The organism is Xenophilus arseniciresistens, from assembly GCF_028023875.1.
GTDB lineage: Bacteria > Pseudomonadota > Gammaproteobacteria > Burkholderiales > Burkholderiaceae_C > Xenophilus > Xenophilus arseniciresistens.
This window is the reverse complement of sequence record NZ_JAQIPB010000006.1, coordinates 227,273-247,509: the sequence shown is the minus strand read 5'-3', so window position 1 is coordinate 247,509 and position 20,237 is coordinate 227,273. Positions and strand designations below refer to the sequence as shown.

Here is a 20,237-nt window from a genome sequence, read left to right as displayed (position 1 = left end):
TCCTAATTCATCGGAGTAAGGTGACCATGCTCAAAGGAAAAACGGCGCTTGTCACGGGCTCGACCAGTGGCATCGGACTGGGCATCGCGAAAGCGTTGGCCCAGCAAGGCGCAAACATCGTGCTCAACGGCTTTGGCGACGCCAAGGCCGCGCAGGCCGAAATCGAGGCGCTGGGCGTCAAGACCGCCTACCACGGCGCGGACATGAGCAAGCCGGAGCAGATCGAGGCCCTCATGCAGACGGCCGCCGAAGCCTTTGGCCGCGTGGACGTGCTGGTCAACAACGCCGGCATCCAGCATGTGGCCAAGGTCGAGGACTTCCCGGTCGAGAAGTGGGACGCGATCATCGCCATCAACCTGACCAGCGCCTTCCACACCACGCGCCTGGCGCTGCCGGCGATGCGTGAGGCCAACTGGGGCCGCATCATCAACATCGCCTCGGCCCATGGCCTGGTGGCATCGGCCCAGAAGTCGGCCTACGTGGCTGCCAAGCATGGCATCGTGGGCCTGACCAAATCGGTGGCGCTGGAAACCGCGACCACGGGCGTGACGGTCAATGCCATCTGCCCGGGCTGGGTGCTGACGCCGCTGGTGCAAAAGCAGATCGATGACCGCGCCGCCCGCGAAGGCATCAGCATGGCGCAGGCCAGCAAGGATCTGCTGGGTGAAAAGCAGCCCTCGCTGCAGTTCACGACCGTCGAACAGCTTGGCGCACTGGCGGTGTTCCTGAGCTCGGCGGCCGCGGACCAGGTCCGCGGCGTGGCCTGGGCCATGGACGGCGGCTGGACCGCGCAGTAAATAGCAAGCAACGCCTCGTCAGGCCATGCACGGCAGCCGCCGTGCATGGGCTCAGCGGCTCAGCGCAGCTGCACCGACCCCGACACCGTGACCACCACCGTGGCCTTGCCCGCTTCCACGGGCACCGGGGCGTCGGCCGACGAGAAGGACTTGGCCTGCGCCGCCATCATCCGCGGCGGGCGGGCGCCGCCGTCATGGCTGTCGTTGACCGAGACCTCGCGCAGGGCGTAGTCGGCAAAGCCAAAGCCCCGGGCCAGTTCGGACGCCTTCTGGCGGAAGCTGTCGATCGCGAGCTTCTGCGCTTCGGAAGCCGAACGCTGGCGCTGCTCCCGGCTCAAGTCGAAGCCCACGTGTTCGACATTGAGCGGGGTGATGCGGCCGGCGGTCTGGGTGATGCGCGCAAAGTCGCGGCCCTCGAGCACCAGCTCGGCGCGACCTTGCCAGCCATTGATCTTGCCTTCGCGGGTGTAGCGCGGCGACAGGTTGAAATTGCCCGTGCGCACGTCGAGCTGGCCAGCCTGGGCCTGCTTCTTGGCCTCCTGCAGCGCCGCGTCCAGCGCCGCCTTCAGCTGCGACTGGACCGTGGCAGCCTCCGTCCCGTCACGCGTGGCCACCAGCGTCATCTGCAGCAGGTCTTGCTGCACCTCCACCGTGCCTTGAGCAGACAGCTGCAGCACGTTCTGGGGCGCAGCGGTGATGACGTTCTGCGCAAGGGCCGAGCCGGCCATTGCAAGGGCTGCGCCTGCGACGATGAGCTTCAAGGCATTCAAGGCGTTTCTCCGTTCAAAAGATAAGGGTTGACCAGGCCGTCACCGTGATGGGTGAAGCCTGCAGGCCATGACAACTGGCGGTGTGCCGGAGAACTCCGGCTCTGGAAAGAAGACCGCGCCTCAGGGCGTCGACGAGCGGCCCCAGGGCAGGATATCGCGCCAGGACCAGCTGCTCTTGTGCGCCGTGGCGGGCGCCGCGGGCTCCGGCGTGGTGGCTGCTCGCTGCGCCCATTCGTGTCGCAGCTGTGCGCGCAGTTCAGAACGCTCGGCCGCGGTGAGCCGCCGCCCCGCCATCGCTTCGTCGCGCTGGATCTGCTCGTGCTCGGCGGCACGGTGGGCCATCACGGCCTCGCGCACCTGCTCGCGCGTGGGCGCCTGCCTGTAGGCCACGCCTTGCTGGCCTGCGGCCTGCGCCCCAGCGGACACGGTCAGGGCGCTCATGACCAACAACATGGCCAGCACCAGGGAGGGGGAAGCACGACGATTCGACATCACGGCCCGCACTGTGCCACCGCTTCATGTCGTTCTGCTTTTCCTTGAGAGAGCGAGAGCAAGTTCTGTAACTTAGTGTCAGACAAAGGCGCATTTGCCGCGAATCGGGTTCTGGCGGCCTCAGAATCCGGCCTGTTACAAATTCATCGCTCACTTCGCCCGCCAATGACACAAACACCTGCCCGTACCGACAAGATCGTGATCGTTGATGACGACGCACGAATCCGCGACCTGCTGCGCCGCTACCTGACCCAGGAAGGCTTCGAAGTGATCGTGGCCGAAGACGGCAAGGCGCTCAACCGCATCCTGCTGCGCGACACGGTCGACCTGATCGTGCTCGACCTCATGATGCCGGGCGAAGACGGCCTGTCGATCTGCCGCCGACTGCGCGCCGCCAACGACCGCACGCCCATCATCATGCTCACCGCCAAGGGCGAGGACGTGGACCGCATCGTGGGTCTGGAAGTCGGCGCCGACGACTACCTCGGAAAGCCCTTCAACCCCCGTGAACTGCTGGCCCGCGTGCATGCAGTGCTGCGCCGCCGCCCGCCGCAGGAGGCCCCCGGCGCACCCTCCACCGAGAACGAGACGGTGAGCTTCGGCCCCTTCGAATTCGACCTGGGCTCGCGCACGCTGAAGAAGGACGGCGAGGAGCTGTCGCTGACCACCGGCGAGTTCGCGATGCTCAAGGCGCTGGTGCGCCATCCGCGCCAGCCGCTGTCCCGCGAGAAGCTCGCGCAGCTGGCACGCGGGCGCGAATTCGAGCCCTTCGACCGCAGCCTGGACGTGCAGGTTTCGCGCCTGCGCAAGCTGATCGAATCAGACGCCGCGGCGCCGCGCTACATCCAGACGGTCTGGGGCGTGGGCTATGTTTTCGTACCGGACGGTACGGCCTGAGCGAGTGAACGCCGCCGCTTCACGCCACGCGACGCAGCCCAGTCCGCTCGAGGAGGCCGGCTCCGTCACGCTGGCAAGTCCGCTTGAATCCTTTGCCGGCTCGCGCCGCGGCGGGCGGCTGCGCGTGGGTTTCAGCCTGTTCTGGCGAACCTTCTTCCTGCTGGCCCTGCTGCTGCTGGTGTGCATCTACGGCTGGCTGCAGACCTTCCGCGCCTTCGAGGACGAACCCCGCGCCGTGCAGACGGCGCATCAGATTGCCTCGCTGGTCAACCTCACGCGCGCGGCGCTGGTGTATTCGGACGCCATCACGCGGGTGTCGCTCATCAAGACCCTGGCCGACCAGGAAGGCGTGCGCATCCTGCCGCGCGAGCCCGGCGACCGCTTCGACGCCTACACCAGCGGCACGCTGGACCAGCGCGTGACCGAGGAACTGATCGACCGCCTGGGCGAAGGCACGACCATCGCCAGCCAGGTCAATGACGAGGCGGGCCTGTGGATCGGCTTCACCATCGACAGCGACAACTACTGGCTGCTGCTGGACCCGACGCGCTTCTCGCGCGTGGGCGGGCGCACCTGGCTGACCTGGCTGATCACGGCCATCCTGCTCTCGCTGGCCGGCTCGGCCGTCATCACGCGCTTCATCAACCGGCCGCTCAAGCAGCTCTCGCGCGCCACCACGCAGGTGCGCGAAGGCGAGTACGAAGCGCACCGGCTCGACGAGCATGCGCGCACCAACGAGATCCGGGCCGTGAACATCGGCTTCAACCGCATGGCCGACCAGTTGGCCAAGATCGAGCAGGACCGCGCGGTGATGCTGGCCGGCATCTCGCATGACCTGCGCACGCCGCTGGCACGCCTGCGCCTGGAAACCGAGATGAGCGTGGCCGACGAGGACGCGCGGGCGCACATGGCGGCCGACATCCAGCAGCTGGACGCGATCATCGACAAGTTCCTGGATTACGCCCGTCCCGACCACGTGAAGCTGCGGCCCATCCGCCTGCTGGAAGTGGTGGACGCCTGCACCTATGCCGTGCAGGACCACGACGACATGGCGATCACGGTAGACATGCCCGACTCGGTGGCCGTGCTGGCCGACGAGGTGGAGCTGACCCGCGTGATCTCTAACCTGCTGGAGAACGCGCGCCGCTACGGTCGCACGCCGGGCACTGACCAGGCCGAGCTCAGCATCCAGGCGCATGCGCAGGGCGATGCGGTGCTCATCAAGGTCCGCGACCATGGCCCCGGCGTTCCCCCTGCCACCCTGTCGCAGCTGACCAAGCCCTTCTTCCGCGGTGACGTGGCCCGCACCTCGGCCGCCGGTGCAGGGCTGGGTCTGTCCATCGTGGCCAAGAACGTGGAGCGCATGGGCGGCACTTTCGCCCTCACCAGCACGCCGGGCCGGGGTTTTGCGGCACACATCCGGCTGCAGCGCGCGCCCGACATCCAGCCCGAGCCCGCGGTGGATGCCCAGGGGCTGGCGCCGGACGACGAGCCGCCGCACCACGGCCGCGACCGCTCGCAGGCCATGGGCTGACCAGAGCCCTGCCCTGCCCGCCCCCCGCGGCCAGGCCGGGCATCAGGCTTTGTTTTCAGCGATGCAGCAGCGCGATGGCGCGGGCCTCCATGGCCCGCCCCTCGCCCACCGGCCCCAGCTTCTCGGCCGTCTTGGCCTTCACGTTGACCTGCCCCAACTCCAGCGCCAGCGCCTGCGCGATGCGCGCGCACATGGCCGGGATGTGTGGCGCGAGCTTGGGCGCCTGCGCGATGACGGTGCTGTCCACGTTGCCGATCTGCCAGCCCTGGGCCCGCACGCGCCGTGCCGCCTCGGCCAGCAGCACGATGGAATCGGCGCCGCGGAACTGCGGGTCGGTGTCAGGGAAATGCCGGCCGATGTCGCCGAGCGCCGCAGCCCCCAGCAGGGCGTCGGTGATCGCATGCAGCAGCACGTCTGCATCGGAATGGCCCAGCAGACCCATGCTGTGCGGCACCTCGATGCCGCCAAGGATCAGCTTGCGCCCGGCGGCCAGCTGGTGAACGTCCCAGCCCTCCCCCACGCGGATGGAAAAAGGAGCGGCGGAGGAAGACGGCGACGGGGAGGAAGACATGGTGCGCTGCTCAAAAAAACTCAGGGCTCAGGACGAGGCACGCGAGCGGGCCTGCAGCACCGCTTGCGCAAGGGCGAAGTCGTCGGGATAGGTGATCTTGAAATTCTGGGCGCTGCCGGGCACCAGCCGCGGCTTGAAGCCCTGCGCCTCGATGGCGCTGGCCTCGTCGGTCACGCCCACGCCCCTGCGCTCGCATTGCGCCAGGGCCTGGTCCAGCACGCCCAGCCTGAACATCTGCGGCGTCTGCGCCAGCCACTTGCCTTCGCGCGACAGCGTGGCGGCGACGCGGCCTTCGCCATCGGATGCCTTCAGGGTGTCGGGCAGGGGCAGCGCCAGCAGGCCACCCACGGCATCGTCCTCGCAGGCCGCGATCAAGGCCTCGATCTGCGCCGGTGTGACCAGGCAGCGTGCGGCGTCATGCACCAGCACCCAATCCTGCGGCTGTGCGCCGCGCGCCTGCAGGGCCTGCAGGCCGGCCTGCACCGTGGCCGCGCGCGTGGCGCCGCCCACGCGCAGCAGGCACTGCTCGGGCGCATCTGCGCTTGCCAGTGCGGGAAAGCCCGGCAGGGCCTGCGCCACATGCGTATCGTCCAAAGCCACCACGAGCGCGATGCTCGCCAGCGGCACACGCACCGCCGCGAAGGCGGCCAGGGTGTGCGCCACAAGGGGCTGTCCATCGAGCAGCTGGTACTGCTTGGGCCCTGCGCCACCGGCCCGCAAGCCCACGCCCGCGGCGGGAATCAGCACATGAAGACGGGGGTGGGATGTGGACACGATGAGGCAGGCAAGGCGCCCGCGGGGCCGGTGCCGCGAGCGTTCGGGGGCGCCATTCTAGGAGTGCCCCTGCGCGCCCTGCCCCGGCGTCACGCCGCCGCTTCGCGTGCCACGCGGCGGTTGACGTAGCTGGCGTTGCCCAGCCCCGTGCCGATGGTCAGCACGGCCCAGCGCTTGACGTCGCGCATGCGCGGCACTTCGCTCAGGCCCTGCACCACTGCATCGTTGTGCATCAGCACCTGCGTCGCATGCCCGTCGATCACGGGCAACGCCTCGCGCAGTGCCGTGGGCAGATGGAAGCTGTCGGCGGCCCAGTTGCCGGGCAGGTTCTGCGCGCCCCGCGCGATGCTGCCGTCGGCGCGGATCAGGCCCGGGCAGGCAATGCCCACGAAGGGCGCCAGCCTGAGCTTCTTCCTCGCGGCCCAGGCGATCTGCTCCTCCAGCAGTGTCGCCAGGCCCTGCACCAGCCCCGTCCGGCTGGGGTCGTCGTCGGCGTGGCGCCACTTCACACGTCGTTCCACGCGGGCGCGCGAGAAGTCCGCGGCCTTGTTGCGCCTGAAGCTCACGATGCCGCAGCGCGCGTTGGTGCCGCCAAGGTCGATGGCCAGCAGCGCGTCGTAGTGCTCGGCCAGCCCTGCCGGCGCCAGATGCACCCAGCCGATGAGTCCGCCGTCGTCCACGTGGTGGCTCAGCCGTGCCAGATGCACGGGCAGCTCCGCGGCCTCGCACAGCGCCGCGGCCTGCAGGATGGCGCGTTCGCCCACATCGCTTTCAGGAAAGCCGCCACCGATCACGATGCGCTGCACGCCGCTCCAGCTTTTCTGGCGCATGAAACGCTGGATCACCTGCGCCAGCTCGACGGCGAACTCCTCGATCACGCCGTGCACGATGTCGGCCGCGGGCGAAGCGCGCTCAGCGCCGATGGCCCGGTCCAGCACCTTCTTGCCCAATGCGGATGAAGGCCGCTTGCCCAGCGGATCGGCCAGGCCCTTGCTGCGGTAGCGGCGCCGCCATTGGTCGAGCAGCGCCCGAAAAGCGGTCTGGCTGGCGCGGTCGCCGATGAAGCCTTCGCCATCGGCCACTTCCAGGTTGTAGCCCGCGATCTCCAGCATCTCCAGCTTCAGGGCTCCGTGGTGCATGCCCACGATGCTGGGCGCGTGCGGCGGGCGCGTCCGGGGGCGCGCCTTCTTTGTCGGGGCCTGGTCGGCAGTCTTGCGGGGCGTTTTTCTGGAAGACGGTGCGGGCGTGGGCATAGGCTTGCAGCATGCCCGCAGCCCAGTCCCGTGCCCGTAGGCCGACGCCGTGCCAGCGGCCGCGCAATCTCTGCTGGCGTGCGGGCGCCGCCTACACTGCCTGCATGCGGCGCCCACGCCTGACCCGCCCCCCGAGCTGCCTGATCGGCTTGATCGGCCTCATGGCCTTGTTGCTGATGCTGGCCAGCCCCGGCGCGCGCGCAAGCGACGAACAGGCGCTGCGCATCGGCTCCAAGCGTTTCACAGAGTCGTACATCCTGGCCGAAGTGCTGGCGCAGACCGCCGCGCCGCATCTGCGCCAACGGCCCGAACTTCGCCAGGGCCTGGGCAACACCGCCGTCGTGTACGAAGCCCTCAGAAGCGGCAGCATCGACCTGTACGTCGAATACACCGGCACCATCGCGCTGGAAATCCTCAAGAGCCCCCAGCCCCTGTCGCTGCAGGCCATGCAGGCCGGGCTGCAGCCGCTGGGCCTGGGCGTGGCCGTGCCGCTGGGCTTCAACGACGGCTACGCTTTTGCCATGCGCGCCGAGCGTGCGCAGCAATTGGGCATCCGCTCGCTGAGCGACCTGGCCCGGCACCCCGAACTGAAGCTGGGCCTGAGCAACGAATTCATCGGCCGCGCCGACGGCTGGCGCGGCGTGGCTCAGCGCTACGGGCTCAAGCAATCGCCCACGGGGCTGGACCACGGCATCGCCTACGAGGCGATCGGTGCCGGCCAGGTGGACGTGATCGACATCTACACCACCGACGCGAAGATCGACCACCTGGGCCTGGTGGTGCTGCAGGATGACCTGGGCCACTTCCCGCGCTACGACGCGATGCTTTTGTACCGGCTCGATGTGCCGCAGCGCCTGCCGCAGGCCTGGGCCGCGCTGCAGCAACTGGAAGGCCGCATCGACGAGCGCGCGATGATCGGCATGAATGCGCGGGCCGAACTGCAGGGCACCGACTTCGCCACCATCGCGCGTGAATTTCTTACGGGCAAGACGCCCACCGCTTCAAACAAGCAGGAAGCCAGGGGCTTCGTGGCCAAGCTGCTGGGCCCGGACCTCGCGCGCCTGGCACGCCAGCACCTGATGCTGGTCTTCGTGTCGGTCGGCCTGGCGACGCTGATCGGCCTGCCGCTGGCGATTGCGGTGTTCACGCACCTGCGGCTGCGCGCCGTCGTGCTCGGTGCCACCGGGCTGCTGCAGACCGTGCCTTCGCTGGCGCTGCTGGCCGTGCTCATCTCGCTGCTGGGCGCCATCGGCACGCTGCCGGCGCTGATCGCGCTCACGCTCTATTCGCTGCTGCCCATCATGCGCAACGCAGTCACGGGCCTGGCCGAAGTGCCTGCGGGCGTGAAGCAGGCCGGCCAGGCGCTGGGCCTGAGCGGCGCGCAAAACCTGTGGCTGGTGCAACTGCCGCTGGCGCTGCCCACCTTGATCGCGGGCATCCGCACGGCCACCACCATCGCGATTGGCACCGCAACCATCGCGGCCTTCATCGGCGCGGGTGGCTTTGGCGAGCGCATCGTCACGGGCCTGGCACTCAACGACCGCGCGCTGTTGATGGCGGGTGCGGTGCCTGCGGCTGCGCTGGCCTTGTTGAGCGAACTGCTGTTCGAGGGGCTGGAGATGCTGATGCGGCGCTGGCGAGGTTGAGCAAGGGCAAGGCAACTTTTGGGCAAGCAGGGCTTGGCGGTGAGGAATGGCAGTTGCGTGCACATTGGTGGCGCACAGAGCCAAGGCGAAGGTTCGCTTCGCAGCGGGTGCGGTCCGTCGCCCCCGCTGCTCCAACTCACGCTGACTGTCACTAAGCGGTCGCTCGGACCAACCAACTGCGCGAGTGCTATAGGCCGCTGGTGACGCCCGTATGCGTAACAATGTGTGCTGTCACTAATGCACAAGACCAGCACGCTCGACGCGCGCGAGTGAGGCTACAGGAGGCATGACAGGATGATTTACTTCTCCGACGTGTTCGGTGTCGAGCCTGAGGTTGTGGACACCTACGGCGCTTTCAACATCGCGCTGGTCAATGACCTGCCGCTGTTTGTCGACCCATTCCTGCTATTCGACAGCGAGCGTCCGGAGTACCGCGAGCTTCACGACGACATCATCAAGTATCTCGTTTTCGTGCGCGACAGAGCCCAGGCCGACGAGCTCACCGAAGGCGCCATTTCTCAGTGGCTCTTCTTTCGTGAGGTCAAGCAGAATTGGCTGGGCTTCAGTCGGCAGGGAAACAGCGGCACCGGACTGGGCAAGCACTTCGCCGAGGCGCTCGCGCGCAACTTCAAGCGGGTGTTTCGCAACTTCGGTGACGAGACTCTGACCCGCAGCTCGCACCTCGAAAAGCTAGGCCTGTTGAGCGGCGGTGTAGGCCGCGACCACCTCAGCGACTTCACGACGAATCTCATCAAGGGCTACTTGCTGAAGTACACCGAGGACTTTGCGGCAGCGCACCTGCAGCCCGGCCAACTCAAGCGTGTGCACATCGAGCGCGTCGCCTTTAACTACGAGACGCGACGCTGGCAATCGGGGCACTTCATGCTGCCTTGGCACGCCGGCGACTACGTCATCCTCACGCCGTGCGAGATGCTGACCCGCGACGAGGCGTGGATTAATCAGGGAGACATGGTCAGCCAGTTCTTTCAGCTGCGGCTCTCGCTCCCAGACGAAGCGCTTCGTGCTCAGGTCAACGACCACTTCCTTCGCCAAATCAGCGAGCGATCGACGCAGGAGGAACGTAAGGCCGCGGCGCTGCGTACCATCGAGCAATTCACGGACCTCATCGACTACTACATCAAGTGGAAGGAGGACCACGCCGCGGAGGCGCACGCTGTCAGTACCGCGAAGGTCCAGCAGACGCACGCACAGTTCGTGGAGAACATCCGGGAGCTGGTGCTGAAGCACCTGATCGGCACGGAGTTCTACGAGCGCGGCGATTCCTACGAGGAAGCGCTGCAACGAGCGAAGTACCTGAAGCACGTCATCGAGGACAACGACGGCTACCGAGTGTTCTACGTGGACGGCAAGCCGGTGAAGCGCGAGAGCGACCTACACACGATGTTTCGGCTGACGTGGTACGCAACCGCCTTCGACGTGAACGCAGAGGTAAACAACGGGCGCGGCCCAGTCGACTACAAGGTCTCGAAGGGCAAGCAGAACGCAAGCTTGGTAGAGTTCAAGCTGGCTAGTAACTCGAGCCTGCGGCGCAACCTGGAGAAGCAGGTAGAGGTTTACGCCAAGGCCAGCCAGACCGAGAAGTCCATCAAGGTCATCATGTACTTCTCGGACCGCGAGCTCGAGAAGGTCACCGGCATCCTGCGGGAGTTGAAGCTGAAAGACCGAGAGGACATCGTACTCATCGACGCGGGGCGTGACAACAAGCCGTCGGCGTCGAATGCCTGACCGGCCAGATAGTCTAGCCGGCGCTAGCCCCAGGATTGACGCGACGCTTGGAGGCCATATGACCGCCGACGATTCTCTCTACAACGTCCTCCTCAACGGCATCGTCAAGGACGTCAATGACGCGTGGGACCGCAAGTCGTATAGGGCCACGCTGATCCTCGTGTACAGCGGCATCGACGCCATGTCGCACCTAACGATGCCAGATGGCAAGAACAAGGTGACCCGGGCCGACTTCGTAGCCTGGGCAGAGAAGTACCTTCAGTTTCGGGACGCCGATAAAAACCCGACGCTAACGCTGCCAGGCATCGAGCTCTACGCCGCGCGGTGCGCACTGGTGCATACCTACAGCAGCGAGGCTGAACTTCACAAAGAGGGTAAGGTCAAGCGCCAGATTGGCTACGGCGACGAGTTCCTTCCTGAGATCGCCGAGAAGGCTGACATCGAGCATCTCGTCATAGTTTCAATTCGCGGGCTGGTAGACGCGTTTGCCCGTGGCATCGCGGCGACCTTGCAAGACATCAAGGGCGATGAGCCGCGCCGCAGGTTGTTCGCAGAGCGGCTGGACAAGATGGTGCACGAACTGCCGTTCACGGGGTGAGCGACCATGGCGTCTTTGCTGCCCAGAGGCCCGATAGGCGGTCCTGTAGTCGCCGAAAAGTTGCCAGCTCTGATTCTCGCCAGCGCCTCTTCCAGGAAGCATCTATGGCGTTGATCTCTACGCTATCGGGTCATCAGCTCGATAACACTCCGCACGAGCCCCAAGGGGGCCGACGGGCCGCTGCCGCCGGGACCAGCCATTCGTTTGCGGGCACTGCCGTCGGAAGCATTCGGACATCGCTGACATTCGCCTTCACAAGCCGAACGTCTCCAACCAGTCTGAAGCAGTCGCCCACGACCCGTCCGCGAACAGCTGCTGTCGGCCAACAGCAACTATGTGGCTCCCTACCACGAGAGCAACCGTCGCGAAGCACTGTGTCCTCCAGAGCTATGACGACGCTCACCAGTCCCCCTTGCCACCCCTCGGCTGATCAGTAAGGCGGCGCCTGCACGGCCCGCTGCGCGCGCGCCGCATTTGTCCACCAGGCCAGGTCGTCAGCCCATCGGCCAAAGGCGCGTGTCAGGCTCGCACCTGCATCGCCCGTGGCCTGGCCCTGCGCATCCAAGGTCTGCGAGATCGGCCCCACCGCCAAGGTGCTGGAAACCACCACCATCCCCATCTCGGAGAGGATCGAATGCCAGGCCGTGCCCGAGCGCACGCCCGAGAAACGGCCGGCCGAGTAGCTGGCGATGGCGGCTGGCCGCCAGAACCATTCCTCGAGAAAGTGGTCGGTGAGGTTCTTCAAACCGGGCTGCACGCCCCAGTTGTATTCGCCGGTGACGAAGACAAAGGCGTTGGCCGCGCGGATCTTGCCGGCCAGCGCCTCCATGGCGGCGGGCGCCTGGCCCTTGGGGTATTCCTTGTACATGCGGTCGAGCATGGGCAGATCGACGGCCTTGGCATCGATCAGCTCGGGCTCGGCGCCGCGCGCTTGCAACCCCTTGACGATGAAGTCCGCAAGCCGGATGCCCATGCGGTCGGCCCGGTAGGAACCATAGAAAACGAGGATCTTGTCGGCCATGGCGGCTCCAATACAAACAACAAGGGCCCGATCATCCTCTGATCGAGCCCCGCAGGCAGTGCTTGTTCAGCCTCAGGCCAGGGTATAGGCCGTCTTCACCGTGGTGAAGAACTCCTGTGCATAGCGGCCCTGCTCGCGCGGGCCGTAGCTGCTGCCCTTGCGGCCGCCGAAGGGCACGTGGTAGTCCACACCGGCCGTGGGCAGGTTCACCATCACCATGCCGGCCTGGCTGTGGCGCTTGAAGTGCGTGGCGTACTTCAGGCTGGTGGTGGCAATGCCGGCCGACAGGCCGAACTCGGTGTCATTGGCCGTGGCCAGCGCTTCTTCATAGTCCTTCACGCGGATCACGCTGGCCACCGGGCCGAAGACTTCCTCGCGGTTGATGCGCATGGCCTTGCCGCTGTCGCTGAACAGCGCCGGCGCCATGTAGTAGCCCTCGGTGCCCAGCTTCAGGCGCTCGCCGCCCATGGCCAGCGTCGCGCCTTCGTCCTGGCCGATCTTCACGTACTCCAGGTCCTGGTCCAGCTGGCTCTGGCTGGAGACCGGGCCGATGTCCGTGCCCTGGGCCAGCGCGTCGCCCACCTTGATCTTGGCCATGCGCGCCTTCATCGCCTCGATGAACTTCGGGTAGATGCCTTCGGTCACGATCAGGCGGCTCGAAGCCGTGCAGCGCTGGCCCGTGGAATAGAAGGCGCTTTGCACGCTCAGTTCCACGGCCTGCTCGAGGTTGGCGTCGTCCAGCACCACCTGCGGGTTCTTGCCGCCCATCTCCAGCTGCACCTTCTTGCCGCTCTTGACGCATTCGAGCGCCAGCGCGCGGCCCACGCCAACCGAGCCGGTGAAGCTGATCGCGTGGATGCCGGCGTGCTGCACCAGCGCATTGCCGATCACGCTGCCGCGCCCCATCACCAGGTTGAACACGCCCGCGGGGATGCCCGAGCGGCTGATGATCTCCGCCAGCGCCCAGGCGCTGCCCGGGACCAGGTCGGCGGGCTTGAGCACCACGCAGTTGCCAAAGGCCAGGGCCGGCGCGATCTTCCAGGCCGGAATGGCGATGGGGAAGTTCCAGGGCGTGATCAGGCCCACCACGCCGATGGGCTCGCGCGTGATCTCCACGCCGATGCCGGGGCGCACGGAGGGGATCGTCTCGCCCGCCAGGCGCAGGCATTCACCGGCGAAGAACTTGAAGATCTGGCCGGCGCGGGTGGCCTCGCCAATGCCTTCGGCCTTGGTCTTGCCTTCCTCGCGCGCCAGCAAGGTGCCCAGCTCTTCCTTGCGCGCCAGGATCTCGCTGCCGATCTTGTCCAGCGCGTCGCTGCGCGCCTGCACCGAGCCCGTGGCCCAGGCCGGGAAGGCCGCGGTGGCAGCGGCCACCGCCGCCTCCACCTGGGCCGCATCGCCCTGCGCGTACTGGCCCAGCACGTCGGCCAGGTTGCTGGGGTTGAGGTTGGGGCTGTAGCTCTGGCCGGCAACCCATTCGCCGTTGATCAGGTTCTTGAATTCACTCATCTGAAAGTCCTCGAAGTTTTTGGCAGTCGTGTGATCGAAGGCCCGCGCGCTCACACGGCCCCATGCGTTTCCACATACAGCGCATAGAGCGAGTGGCTGCTGGCCATGTAGAGCCGGTTGCGCTTGGGGCCGCCGAACTCCAGGTTGGCGCAGCGCTCGGGCAGGCGGATGAAACCGATGGGCTTGCCGTCCTTGTTGAACACCTTCACGCCGTCCATCTCGTCGGAGCGGGCCAGCGGCAGGTGCGCCTTCATGCCGCCACCGATGTCGGTGGCCTCGGGCGCGAAGGCGCCCGAAAAGCCCCAGCCGCACCACAGGTTGCCGTCGCGGTCCACGCGAAAGCCGTCGAAGGCGCCGGGGCCGCCCGCGTCGATGAGCTTGGTCTTGTTCGACAGCGTGGCGCCATCGGCCGAGACGTCGAAGCGCCACATGCTGCGGTTGGGCGTGCCCTTCCATTCGACGACATACAGGTGCTTCTCATCGGGCGAGAAGGCCAGTCCGTTGGGATTGACCAGGTCCGTCACCACTGCCGTGATCGCACCGTCCTTGCCGATGCGATAGACGTTGGTCGTGGCCTGCTCGGGCGTGGCGCGCGCACCTTCCCATTCGCCGTTGATGCCGAAGAGCGGGTCGGTGAACCACACGCTGTCGTCCGACTTCACGACCACGTCGTTGGGCGCGTTCAGGCGCTTGCCCTCGAAGCGATCGGCCAGCACGGTGAGGCTGCCGTTCTTTTCGGTGCGCACCACGCGCCGCGTGACCGAGTGCTCGCAGCTGATCAGCCGGCCCTGGCGGTCGCGCGTGTTGCCGTTGGCGTAGTTCACGCCTTCCTTGTGCACCGAGAACCTGCCGCTCTTCTCCTCGTACTTCATGAGCCGGTTGTTCGGGATGTCCGACAGGATCAGCGTGCCCGTTTCGGGGAAGTAGGCCGGCCCCTCGGCCCAGCGCATGCCGCTGCCCAGCTGTTCGACGGTGCTGCTGTAGATGCGGTACTTCGCGAAGCTCGGATCGAGGATGTAGACCGCCGGGTCGGGGTAGCGCTGGTTGGGCTTGAAGTCGAAATGCTGCGCGAGCGCGGCGGTGCCCAGTGCGCCGAGCGCGGTGGCGCCGGCGTTCTGCAGCAAGCGGCGGCGGTTGAGGGTCTTGTGTGTCATGGCTCTTGTCTCCTTCTGTTGTTGATCTTTTTCTTGATGCCAGCCGCGCGGGGATGTCAGCGCACCATGCAGGGCCGCTTGTTGTCGAACTTCCAGCCCGGGATCAGGGCCTGCATGGCGATGGCGTCGTCGCGCGCGCCCAGACCATGCTCCAGATACAGGGCGTTGGCGCGCTTGAGGGCCTCGCGGTCCACCGTCACGCCCAGGCCCGGGGTCTTGGGCACCTCGACGAAGCCGTCCCTGATCTGGAACGGGTTCTTCGTCAGGAACTGGCCGTCCTGCCAGATCCAGTGCGTGTCGATGGCCGTCACCTTGCCCGGCACGGCGGCGGCCACGTGCGTGAACATGGCCAGCGAGATGTCGAAGTGGTTGTTGGAGTGCGAGCCCCAGGTCAGGCCCCAGTCGCGGCAGGTCTGGCCCACGCGCACGCTGCCGGCCATGGTCCAGAAATGCGGGTCGGCCAGCGGAATGTCCACCGACTGCAGCGACAGCGCATGCACCATCTGCCGCCAGTCGGTGGCGATCATGTTGGTGGCCGTGGGCAGGCCCGTGGCGCGGCGGAACTCCGCCATCACCTCGCGGCCCGAGAAGCCGCCTTCGGCCCCGCAGGGGTCTTCGGCATAGGCCACCACGCCACGCATGCGCTGGCCCAGGCGGATCGCGTCCTTGAGCAGCCAGCCGCCGTTCGGGTCCAGCGTGACGCGCGCCTGCGGGAAGCGCTCGTGCAGCGCCACCACGGCATCGACCTCCTCGTCGCCGGCCAGCACGCCGCCCTTGAGCTTGAAGTCGTTGAAGCCATAGCGCGCATGCGCCGCTTCGGCCTGGCGCACGATGGCCTCGGGCGTCATCGCCGTCATGTGGCGCACCTGCGCCCAGTCGTCGGTGCCGGTCGTGTCCTCGCCCGGCTTGATGTAGGGCAGACCGGTCTTCTCGCTCGGGCCGATGAAGAACAGGTAGCCCAGCATCTCCACGCGCTCGCGCTGCTGGCCTTCGCCCAGCAGCGCCGCCACGGGCACGCCCAGGTGCTGGCCCAGCAGATCCAGCAGCGCCGATTCGATGGCCGTGACCGCATGCACGCCGATGCGCAGGTCGAAGGTCTGCAGGCCGCGCCCGCCGGGGTCGCGCCCGGCCAGTGCCTGCTGCACGCGCTGCAGCAGCTGCAGATGCGTGCCCACCGACTGGCCCACCAGCAGCGGCCGGCTGTCTTCCAGCGCCTGGCGGATGCCCTCGCCGCCCGGCACCTCGCCCACGCCCGTGCGGCCGGCGCTGTCGTGCACCAGCAGCACGTTGCGCGTGAAGTACGGGCCGTGCGCGCCGCTGAGGTTCATCAGCATGCCGTCGCGGCCGGCCACGGGGATGACTTCGATCTCGGTGATGGTGGGGGTGTGGGACATGATCGGGTCCGTCAAAAGGAAGAAGGCGAGCGGGCGTCAGCGCGTCAGTGTCACTGCGCGGCGGACCAGGGCACTTCGGCCACCGGCCGGCCGGTGGCCAGACAGGATTCGAGGTTGCGCAGCACCAGATCGGCCATGGCGCGGCGGGTCTCGTGCGTGCCGCTGGCCACATGCGGCGCCAGCACCACGTTGTCCAGTGTCAGCAGTTCGGGCAGCGGGTGCGGCTCGTCCTCGAACACGTCGAGGCCGGCGCCCGCGATGCGCCTGTCGCGCAGCGCCCGCGCCAGCGCCGCTTCGTCCACCACGCTGCCGCGCGCCACATTGATGAGAAAGCCCTGCGGCCCCAGCGCGTCCAGCACCTCGTCGTTGACGAGGTGGCGCGTGCCCTCCCCGCCCGCGGCCGTGACGACCAGGAAATCGCACGCACGCGCCAGCGCCAGCAGGCTGGGCTGGTAGGCATGGGGCGAGCCATCCACCGGCCGGCGGTTGTGGTAGCTCACCTGCATGTCGAAGCCGGCCGCCCGGCGGGCCACCGCGCCGCCGATGCGGCCCATGCCGAAGATGCCCAGTCGCTTGCCCGAGGCCCGCGTCTGGATGCCGAAGCGCTGCGTGGCCCAGTCGCCGCGCCGCACGAAGCGGTCGGCCGCGCTCAGGCCGCGCGCAGCGTCCAGCAGCAAGGCAAAGGCCATGTCGGCCACGCAGTCGTCCAGCACGCCGGGCGTGTAGCCCACGCGCGCGCCGCGGCGCAGGAGGGAGGCCTTGTCCAGCGAGTCGAAGCCGACGCCAAAGCTGCTGACGAAGCGCAGGTTGGGCAGCGCGTCGATCACGTGGGCCGGCACGCCCATCGCCGCCGAGGTGACCAGCAGCTCGAACTGCGCGCCCTGCTCGGCCAGGAAGCGCGCCGGGTCGCTCTGGGCCGACAGCAGGCTGACGTCATAGCGCTGCGCGAGTTCGCTGTCGAGCTGGGGCAGCGGCAGCTTGCCGTACTGCAGCAGACGGGGGCGGGACGACGACATGCAGACTTACTGCGGGCCCAGCTTTTCGATCAGCGCAGCCAGTTCCTGGCTTTCCGCGGCCGACAGGTCCGACAGCGGCGGGCGCACCGGGCCGGCACCGTGGCCGACGATCTGCGCACCGGCCTTGACGATGCTCACGGCATAGCCCTGCTTCTTGTTGCGGATGTCCAGGTAGGGCATGAAGAAGTCCTTGAGCAGCTGGTGCTGGGTCTTCTGGTCGTCGTCACGCACGGCTTCGTAGAACTTCATGGCCGTCTTGGGAATGAAGTTGAAGACGGCCGACGAGTACACGGGCGTGCCCAGCGCCTTGTAGGCTGCGGCGTAGACCTCGGCCGTGGGCAGGCCGCCCAGGTAGCTGAAGCGGTCGCCCATCTTCTGGAACACCGAGACCATGGCCTCGATGTCGCCCACGCCGTCCTTGAAGCCCACCAGGTTGGGGCAGGCGTCGGCCAGGCGGGCCAGGGTGTCGGGCTTGTACTTGGCCTGGGCACGGTTGTAGATGATCACGCCGAAATCGACGCTGTCGCAGATGGCCTTGACGTGGTTGTACAGGCCTTCCTGGCTGGCTTCGGTCAGGTAGTGCGGCATCAGCAGGATGCCGTGCGCGCCGGCCTTCTCGGCCGCCTGCGCATAGGCGATGGTCTGGCGCGTGGGGCCGCCGGCGCCGGCAATGATGGGCACCGTGCCGCGGCACACGTCCACGGCGGTCTTGATGATTTCGGGATATTCCTCGGGCGTGAGCGAGAAGAACTCGCCGGTGCCGCCCGCCGCGAACAGCGCGCTGGCGCCGTAGGGGCCCAGCCATTCCAGGCGCTTGATGTAGCCCTCGCGGTTGAAATTGCCTTCGGCATCGAAGTCCGTCACGGGGAAGGACAGCAGGCCGGAGCTCATGATCGATTTGAGTTCCTGGGGGGTGAAGCTCATGGGGATTCCTTAAGACGTTGAAAGATGGGGGAAGGTCGGGCGCTTCGCGATCAGGAGTCGATGCGCAGGTTGGCGTCCTTGACCAGCTGCGCCCAGCGGGCGCGCTCCTTGTTGAAGAACTGCTCTTCCTCGGCCGGCGACATGGTCACGACCTCGGCGCCCTGCCCGGCCAGGCGCGAGCGGATGTCGGCCGCACGGATGACGGAGATCAGCTCACGGTTGAGGCGATTGACGATGGCGTCGGGCGTGCCGCGCGGGGCGCGCACGCCCTGCCAGGTGCCCGATTCGAAACCGGGCACGCCCTGCTCGGCAATGGTAGGCACCGAGCCCACCAGCGGCATGCGCGTGGCCTTGGAGACGCCCAGCAGCTTGAGCTTGCCGCTTTGCACATGCGGCAGCGTGGCCAGCATGCCGTTCATCAGCACCTGGGTCTGGCCGGCGACGGTGTCCTGGATGGACTGCACGCCGCCCTTGTAGGGCACATAGACCCACTTGGCGCCCGTGGCGCGCTCCACCGCCACGCCCGCCAGGTGCGGTGCGCTGCCGGTGGCCGTGACGGCGAAGTTCAGGTCGCTGGTTTTGGACAGGGCCACCAGCTCCTTGAGGTTGCTGGCCTTGACCGAGGGGTGCACCACCAGCAGGTGGGGCGAATACGCCAGCATGGTCACGCCGCGCAGGTCCTTGGAAGGATCGAAAGCCAGCTTGGTGTAGATGGAGGGGCTGATGGCCAGCGCGCCCACGTCGCACAGCAGCAGCGTGTAGCCGTCCGGCGCGGCCTTGGCCACGAAGTCCGCGCCGAGGTTGCCGTTGGCGCCGGGCTTGTTGTCGATGATCACGGGCTGCTTGAGCGCCTCGGACAGCGGCTGGCTGATCGAGCGCGCAATGATGTCCGAGGAGCCGCCGGGCGGGTACGGCACCACGATGCGGATCGGCTTGTTGGGCCAGGCATCGGCACCGCGCACCGACCAGGGGGCGGCAATGGCGGCGGCGCCCAGGGCGGTGCCCAGCAGTTGGCGTCGGTTCAGGCTCATGGTCTTTGTCTCCGGAGGAAATGGAAGGGCGGGATGGGCGATCCGCAGCGCTCTGCCTCGATCACTCATTGTCAGTCATCGTACAACTAAGAACGACCGATGCCAAGAGGCGATCACAAATTTTCTGATGTGCGGCGATGCGCCGCATCGGCCCGGAGCCGGGCTTGACAACCGGCCCGCGCAGCGGCTCAGCGTGCGCTTGCCGCCCCGCCCTCTTCCCGCTGCGCTGCCTCCTGCGCCAGGCGCAGGCGCTCGCGGCTGTTGGTCAGGTGGATGCGCATGGCAGCGCGCGCCGAATCGGGGTCGCGCCGGGCAATGGCCGCGAAGATCTCTTCGTGCTCGCGGTTCACGCGGCTCAGATACTCGCCGCCCTTGTTGTGGTTGCGGATGGCGTTGACCCGGGTGCGCGGGATGATCGTGGTCCCCAGATGCGTCATGATGTCCGCGAAGTAGGGATTGCCGGTGGCCTGCGCGATCTGCAGGTGGAAGCGGAAGTCCGGCGACACGGTATCGCCGGCCGCCAGCACATTGCGCTCGAACTCGTCCAGCGCCTCGCGCATGCCCAGCAGGTGCTCCTCGGTGCGGCGCAGCGCCGCCAGCCCGGCCGATTCGGTCTCCAGGCTGATGCGCAGCTCCAGCACCGCCAGCACATCGACCGTGGTGGCGATGTCCGCCGCCTCCAGCCTGAACATGCCGGCCATGCCGCCGCCGCGCGGCTGCAGCACGAAGGTGCCGATGCCGTGGTGGGTCTCGACCAGCCCGGCGGCCTGCAGCTTGGACAGCGCCTCGCGCACCACGGTGCGGCTGACGCCGTAGTTCTGCATGATGGCCGACTCGGTGGGCAGCTTGTCGCCCGGGCGCAGCTGCTGGCCGCGGATCTTGTCGCCCAGGTCTTCCACCAGCCCCTGCGCCAGGTTGCGCCCCCGGCGCCGGGGCGCCGGACCGGAAGGCGCCGCCGCAGCCGCTGACGCCGCTGCTGCACGCGCCGCCCCGGGCCACGCATCGGTGGGCTCGGGAAGCGGGGGCACCCCCGTTGACACGCTAGACATGGCCTCATCATAATCGCCGCAGATGTTGTACGACAACCGATGACGTACAGCTTGTGCAACG

19 protein-coding genes are annotated in these 20,237 nt (G+C 67.4%); 6 read left to right on the top strand and 13 right to left on the bottom strand.

Annotated features, from left to right (window positions below):
• Positions 1-26 precede the first annotated feature (26 nt).
• Positions 27-797 carry a 3-hydroxybutyrate dehydrogenase gene (locus tag PGB34_RS13970; RefSeq protein ID WP_271428696.1) on the top strand — a complete coding sequence of 257 codons (771 nt, stop codon included), beginning with the start codon at positions 27-29 and terminating at the stop codon, positions 795-797.
• Between the two features lie 59 nt (positions 798-856).
• Here PGB34_RS13970 and PGB34_RS13965 read toward each other — a convergent pair whose 3' ends face one another.
• Both PGB34_RS13965 and PGB34_RS13960 read right to left on the bottom strand, forming a co-directional pair.
• The gene (locus PGB34_RS13965; RefSeq protein WP_408647902.1) at positions 857-1,525 is read right to left on the bottom strand and encodes an SIMPL domain-containing protein; all 669 of its coding nucleotides are present in this window, start codon (positions 1,523-1,525) and stop codon (positions 857-859) included.
• Between the two features lie 162 nt (positions 1,526-1,687).
• Positions 1,688-2,008, bottom strand: a complete 321-nt coding sequence (locus tag PGB34_RS13960) for a hypothetical protein (RefSeq protein WP_271428694.1) — start codon at positions 2,006-2,008, stop codon at positions 1,688-1,690.
• 216 nt (positions 2,009-2,224) lie between these two features.
• Between PGB34_RS13960 and ompR the strand changes: the two genes are divergently transcribed.
• Together ompR and PGB34_RS13950 are read left to right on the top strand one after the other, a co-directional pair.
• Entirely contained in the window at positions 2,225-2,956 is a 732-nt protein-coding gene (ompR, locus tag PGB34_RS13955) for an osmolarity response regulator transcription factor OmpR (protein WP_225784712.1), read from the top strand.
• Positions 2,957-3,026: 70 nt separating this feature from the next.
• Positions 3,027-4,490, top strand: a complete 1,464-nt coding sequence (locus PGB34_RS13950; RefSeq protein ID WP_271428862.1) for a sensor histidine kinase — start codon at positions 3,027-3,029, stop codon at positions 4,488-4,490.
• Between the two features lie 55 nt (positions 4,491-4,545).
• Here PGB34_RS13950 and ispF read toward each other — a convergent pair whose 3' ends face one another.
• The 3 genes from ispF to PGB34_RS13935 form a co-directional block, all read right to left on the bottom strand.
• The gene (ispF, locus tag PGB34_RS13945; RefSeq protein WP_271428693.1) at positions 4,546-5,061 is read right to left on the bottom strand and encodes a 2-C-methyl-D-erythritol 2,4-cyclodiphosphate synthase; all 516 of its coding nucleotides are present in this window, start codon (positions 5,059-5,061) and stop codon (positions 4,546-4,548) included.
• A gap of 27 nt (positions 5,062-5,088) precedes the next feature.
• Positions 5,089-5,835: a 2-C-methyl-D-erythritol 4-phosphate cytidylyltransferase gene (ispD, locus tag PGB34_RS13940; RefSeq protein ID WP_271428692.1), complete on the bottom strand. Its 747-nt coding sequence runs from the start codon at positions 5,833-5,835 to the stop codon at positions 5,089-5,091.
• Positions 5,836-5,924: 89 nt separating this feature from the next.
• Positions 5,925-6,974, bottom strand: a complete 1,050-nt coding sequence (locus PGB34_RS13935) for an ROK family protein (protein WP_271428691.1) — start codon at positions 6,972-6,974, stop codon at positions 5,925-5,927.
• Positions 6,975-7,249: 275 nt separating this feature from the next.
• Between PGB34_RS13935 and PGB34_RS13930 the strand changes: the two genes are divergently transcribed.
• The 3 genes from PGB34_RS13930 (at position 7,250) to PGB34_RS13920 (ending at position 11,078) form a co-directional block, all read left to right on the top strand.
• Positions 7,250-8,734 carry an ABC transporter permease/substrate-binding protein gene (locus PGB34_RS13930; protein WP_271428690.1) on the top strand — a complete coding sequence of 495 codons (1,485 nt, stop codon included), beginning with the start codon at positions 7,250-7,252 and terminating at the stop codon, positions 8,732-8,734.
• 294 nt (positions 8,735-9,028) lie between these two features.
• Positions 9,029-10,480: a hypothetical protein gene (locus PGB34_RS13925; protein ID WP_271428689.1), complete on the top strand. Its 1,452-nt coding sequence runs from the start codon at positions 9,029-9,031 to the stop codon at positions 10,478-10,480.
• 58 nt (positions 10,481-10,538) lie between these two features.
• On the top strand, positions 10,539-11,078 hold the full coding sequence (locus PGB34_RS13920; RefSeq protein ID WP_271428688.1) for a hypothetical protein: 540 nt from the start codon (positions 10,539-10,541) through the stop codon (positions 11,076-11,078).
• Positions 11,079-11,508: 430 nt separating this feature from the next.
• Here PGB34_RS13920 and PGB34_RS13915 read toward each other — a convergent pair whose 3' ends face one another.
• From PGB34_RS13915 to PGB34_RS13880, 8 genes are all read right to left on the bottom strand, one after another.
• Complete coding sequence (locus PGB34_RS13915; RefSeq protein ID WP_271428687.1) at positions 11,509-12,099, bottom strand: NADPH-dependent FMN reductase; 591 nt, start codon at positions 12,097-12,099, stop codon at positions 11,509-11,511.
• A 72-nt stretch (positions 12,100-12,171) separates the two neighbouring features.
• Positions 12,172-13,608: an aldehyde dehydrogenase family protein gene (locus tag PGB34_RS13910; RefSeq protein ID WP_271428686.1), complete on the bottom strand. Its 1,437-nt coding sequence runs from the start codon at positions 13,606-13,608 to the stop codon at positions 12,172-12,174.
• A gap of 50 nt (positions 13,609-13,658) precedes the next feature.
• A complete protein-coding gene (locus PGB34_RS13905) occupies positions 13,659-14,762 on the bottom strand; it encodes an SMP-30/gluconolactonase/LRE family protein (RefSeq protein WP_271428685.1) in 1,104 nt (367 codons plus the stop codon).
• 56 nt (positions 14,763-14,818) lie between these two features.
• Positions 14,819-16,156, bottom strand: a complete 1,338-nt coding sequence (locus PGB34_RS13900; protein ID WP_271428684.1) for an enolase C-terminal domain-like protein — start codon at positions 16,154-16,156, stop codon at positions 14,819-14,821.
• Between the two features lie 50 nt (positions 16,157-16,206).
• Positions 16,207-17,172: a 2-hydroxyacid dehydrogenase gene (locus PGB34_RS13895; RefSeq protein WP_271428683.1), complete on the bottom strand. Its 966-nt coding sequence runs from the start codon at positions 17,170-17,172 to the stop codon at positions 16,207-16,209.
• Between the two features lie 6 nt (positions 17,173-17,178).
• Positions 17,179-18,096 carry a 5-dehydro-4-deoxyglucarate dehydratase gene (kdgD, locus tag PGB34_RS13890; RefSeq protein ID WP_271428682.1) on the bottom strand — a complete coding sequence of 306 codons (918 nt, stop codon included), beginning with the start codon at positions 18,094-18,096 and terminating at the stop codon, positions 17,179-17,181.
• 50 nt (positions 18,097-18,146) lie between these two features.
• Complete coding sequence (locus PGB34_RS13885; protein ID WP_271428681.1) at positions 18,147-19,127, bottom strand: Bug family tripartite tricarboxylate transporter substrate binding protein; 981 nt, start codon at positions 19,125-19,127, stop codon at positions 18,147-18,149.
• A 188-nt stretch (positions 19,128-19,315) separates the two neighbouring features.
• Complete coding sequence (locus PGB34_RS13880; protein WP_271428680.1) at positions 19,316-20,176, bottom strand: FadR/GntR family transcriptional regulator; 861 nt, start codon at positions 20,174-20,176, stop codon at positions 19,316-19,318.
• Between the last annotated feature and the right edge of the window lie 61 nt (positions 20,177-20,237).

Bases quoted from the DNA above. Each gene is read 5' to 3' on its own strand.
- PGB34_RS13970 (WP_271428696.1), top strand. From the start codon at position 27: ATGCTCAAAGGAAAAACGGCGCTTGTCACGGGCTCGACCAGTGGCATC.
- PGB34_RS13965 (WP_408647902.1), bottom strand. From the start codon at position 1,525: ATGGCCGGCTCGGCCCTTGCGCAGAACGTCATCACCGCTGCGCCCCAG.
- PGB34_RS13960 (WP_271428694.1), bottom strand. From the start codon at position 2,008: ATGAGCGCCCTGACCGTGTCCGCTGGGGCGCAGGCCGCAGGCCAGCAA.
- ompR (WP_225784712.1), top strand. From the start codon at position 2,225: ATGACACAAACACCTGCCCGTACCGACAAGATCGTGATCGTTGATGAC.
- ispF (WP_271428693.1), bottom strand. From the start codon at position 5,061: ATGTCTTCCTCCCCGTCGCCGTCTTCCTCCGCCGCTCCTTTTTCCATC.
- PGB34_RS13935 (WP_271428691.1), bottom strand. From the start codon at position 6,974: ATGCACCACGGAGCCCTGAAGCTGGAGATGCTGGAGATCGCGGGCTAC.
- PGB34_RS13930 (WP_271428690.1), top strand. From the start codon at position 7,250: ATGGCCTTGTTGCTGATGCTGGCCAGCCCCGGCGCGCGCGCAAGCGAC.
- PGB34_RS13925 (WP_271428689.1), top strand. From the start codon at position 9,029: ATGATTTACTTCTCCGACGTGTTCGGTGTCGAGCCTGAGGTTGTGGAC.
- PGB34_RS13920 (WP_271428688.1), top strand. From the start codon at position 10,539: ATGACCGCCGACGATTCTCTCTACAACGTCCTCCTCAACGGCATCGTC.
- PGB34_RS13915 (WP_271428687.1), bottom strand. From the start codon at position 12,099: ATGGCCGACAAGATCCTCGTTTTCTATGGTTCCTACCGGGCCGACCGC.
- PGB34_RS13910 (WP_271428686.1), bottom strand. From the start codon at position 13,608: ATGAGTGAATTCAAGAACCTGATCAACGGCGAATGGGTTGCCGGCCAG.
- PGB34_RS13905 (WP_271428685.1), bottom strand. From the start codon at position 14,762: ATGACACACAAGACCCTCAACCGCCGCCGCTTGCTGCAGAACGCCGGC.
- PGB34_RS13900 (WP_271428684.1), bottom strand. From the start codon at position 16,156: ATGTCCCACACCCCCACCATCACCGAGATCGAAGTCATCCCCGTGGCC.
- PGB34_RS13895 (WP_271428683.1), bottom strand. From the start codon at position 17,172: ATGTCGTCGTCCCGCCCCCGTCTGCTGCAGTACGGCAAGCTGCCGCTG.
- kdgD (WP_271428682.1), bottom strand. From the start codon at position 18,096: ATGAGCTTCACCCCCCAGGAACTCAAATCGATCATGAGCTCCGGCCTG.
- PGB34_RS13885 (WP_271428681.1), bottom strand. From the start codon at position 19,127: ATGAGCCTGAACCGACGCCAACTGCTGGGCACCGCCCTGGGCGCCGCC.
- PGB34_RS13880 (WP_271428680.1), bottom strand. From the start codon at position 20,176: ATGTCTAGCGTGTCAACGGGGGTGCCCCCGCTTCCCGAGCCCACCGAT.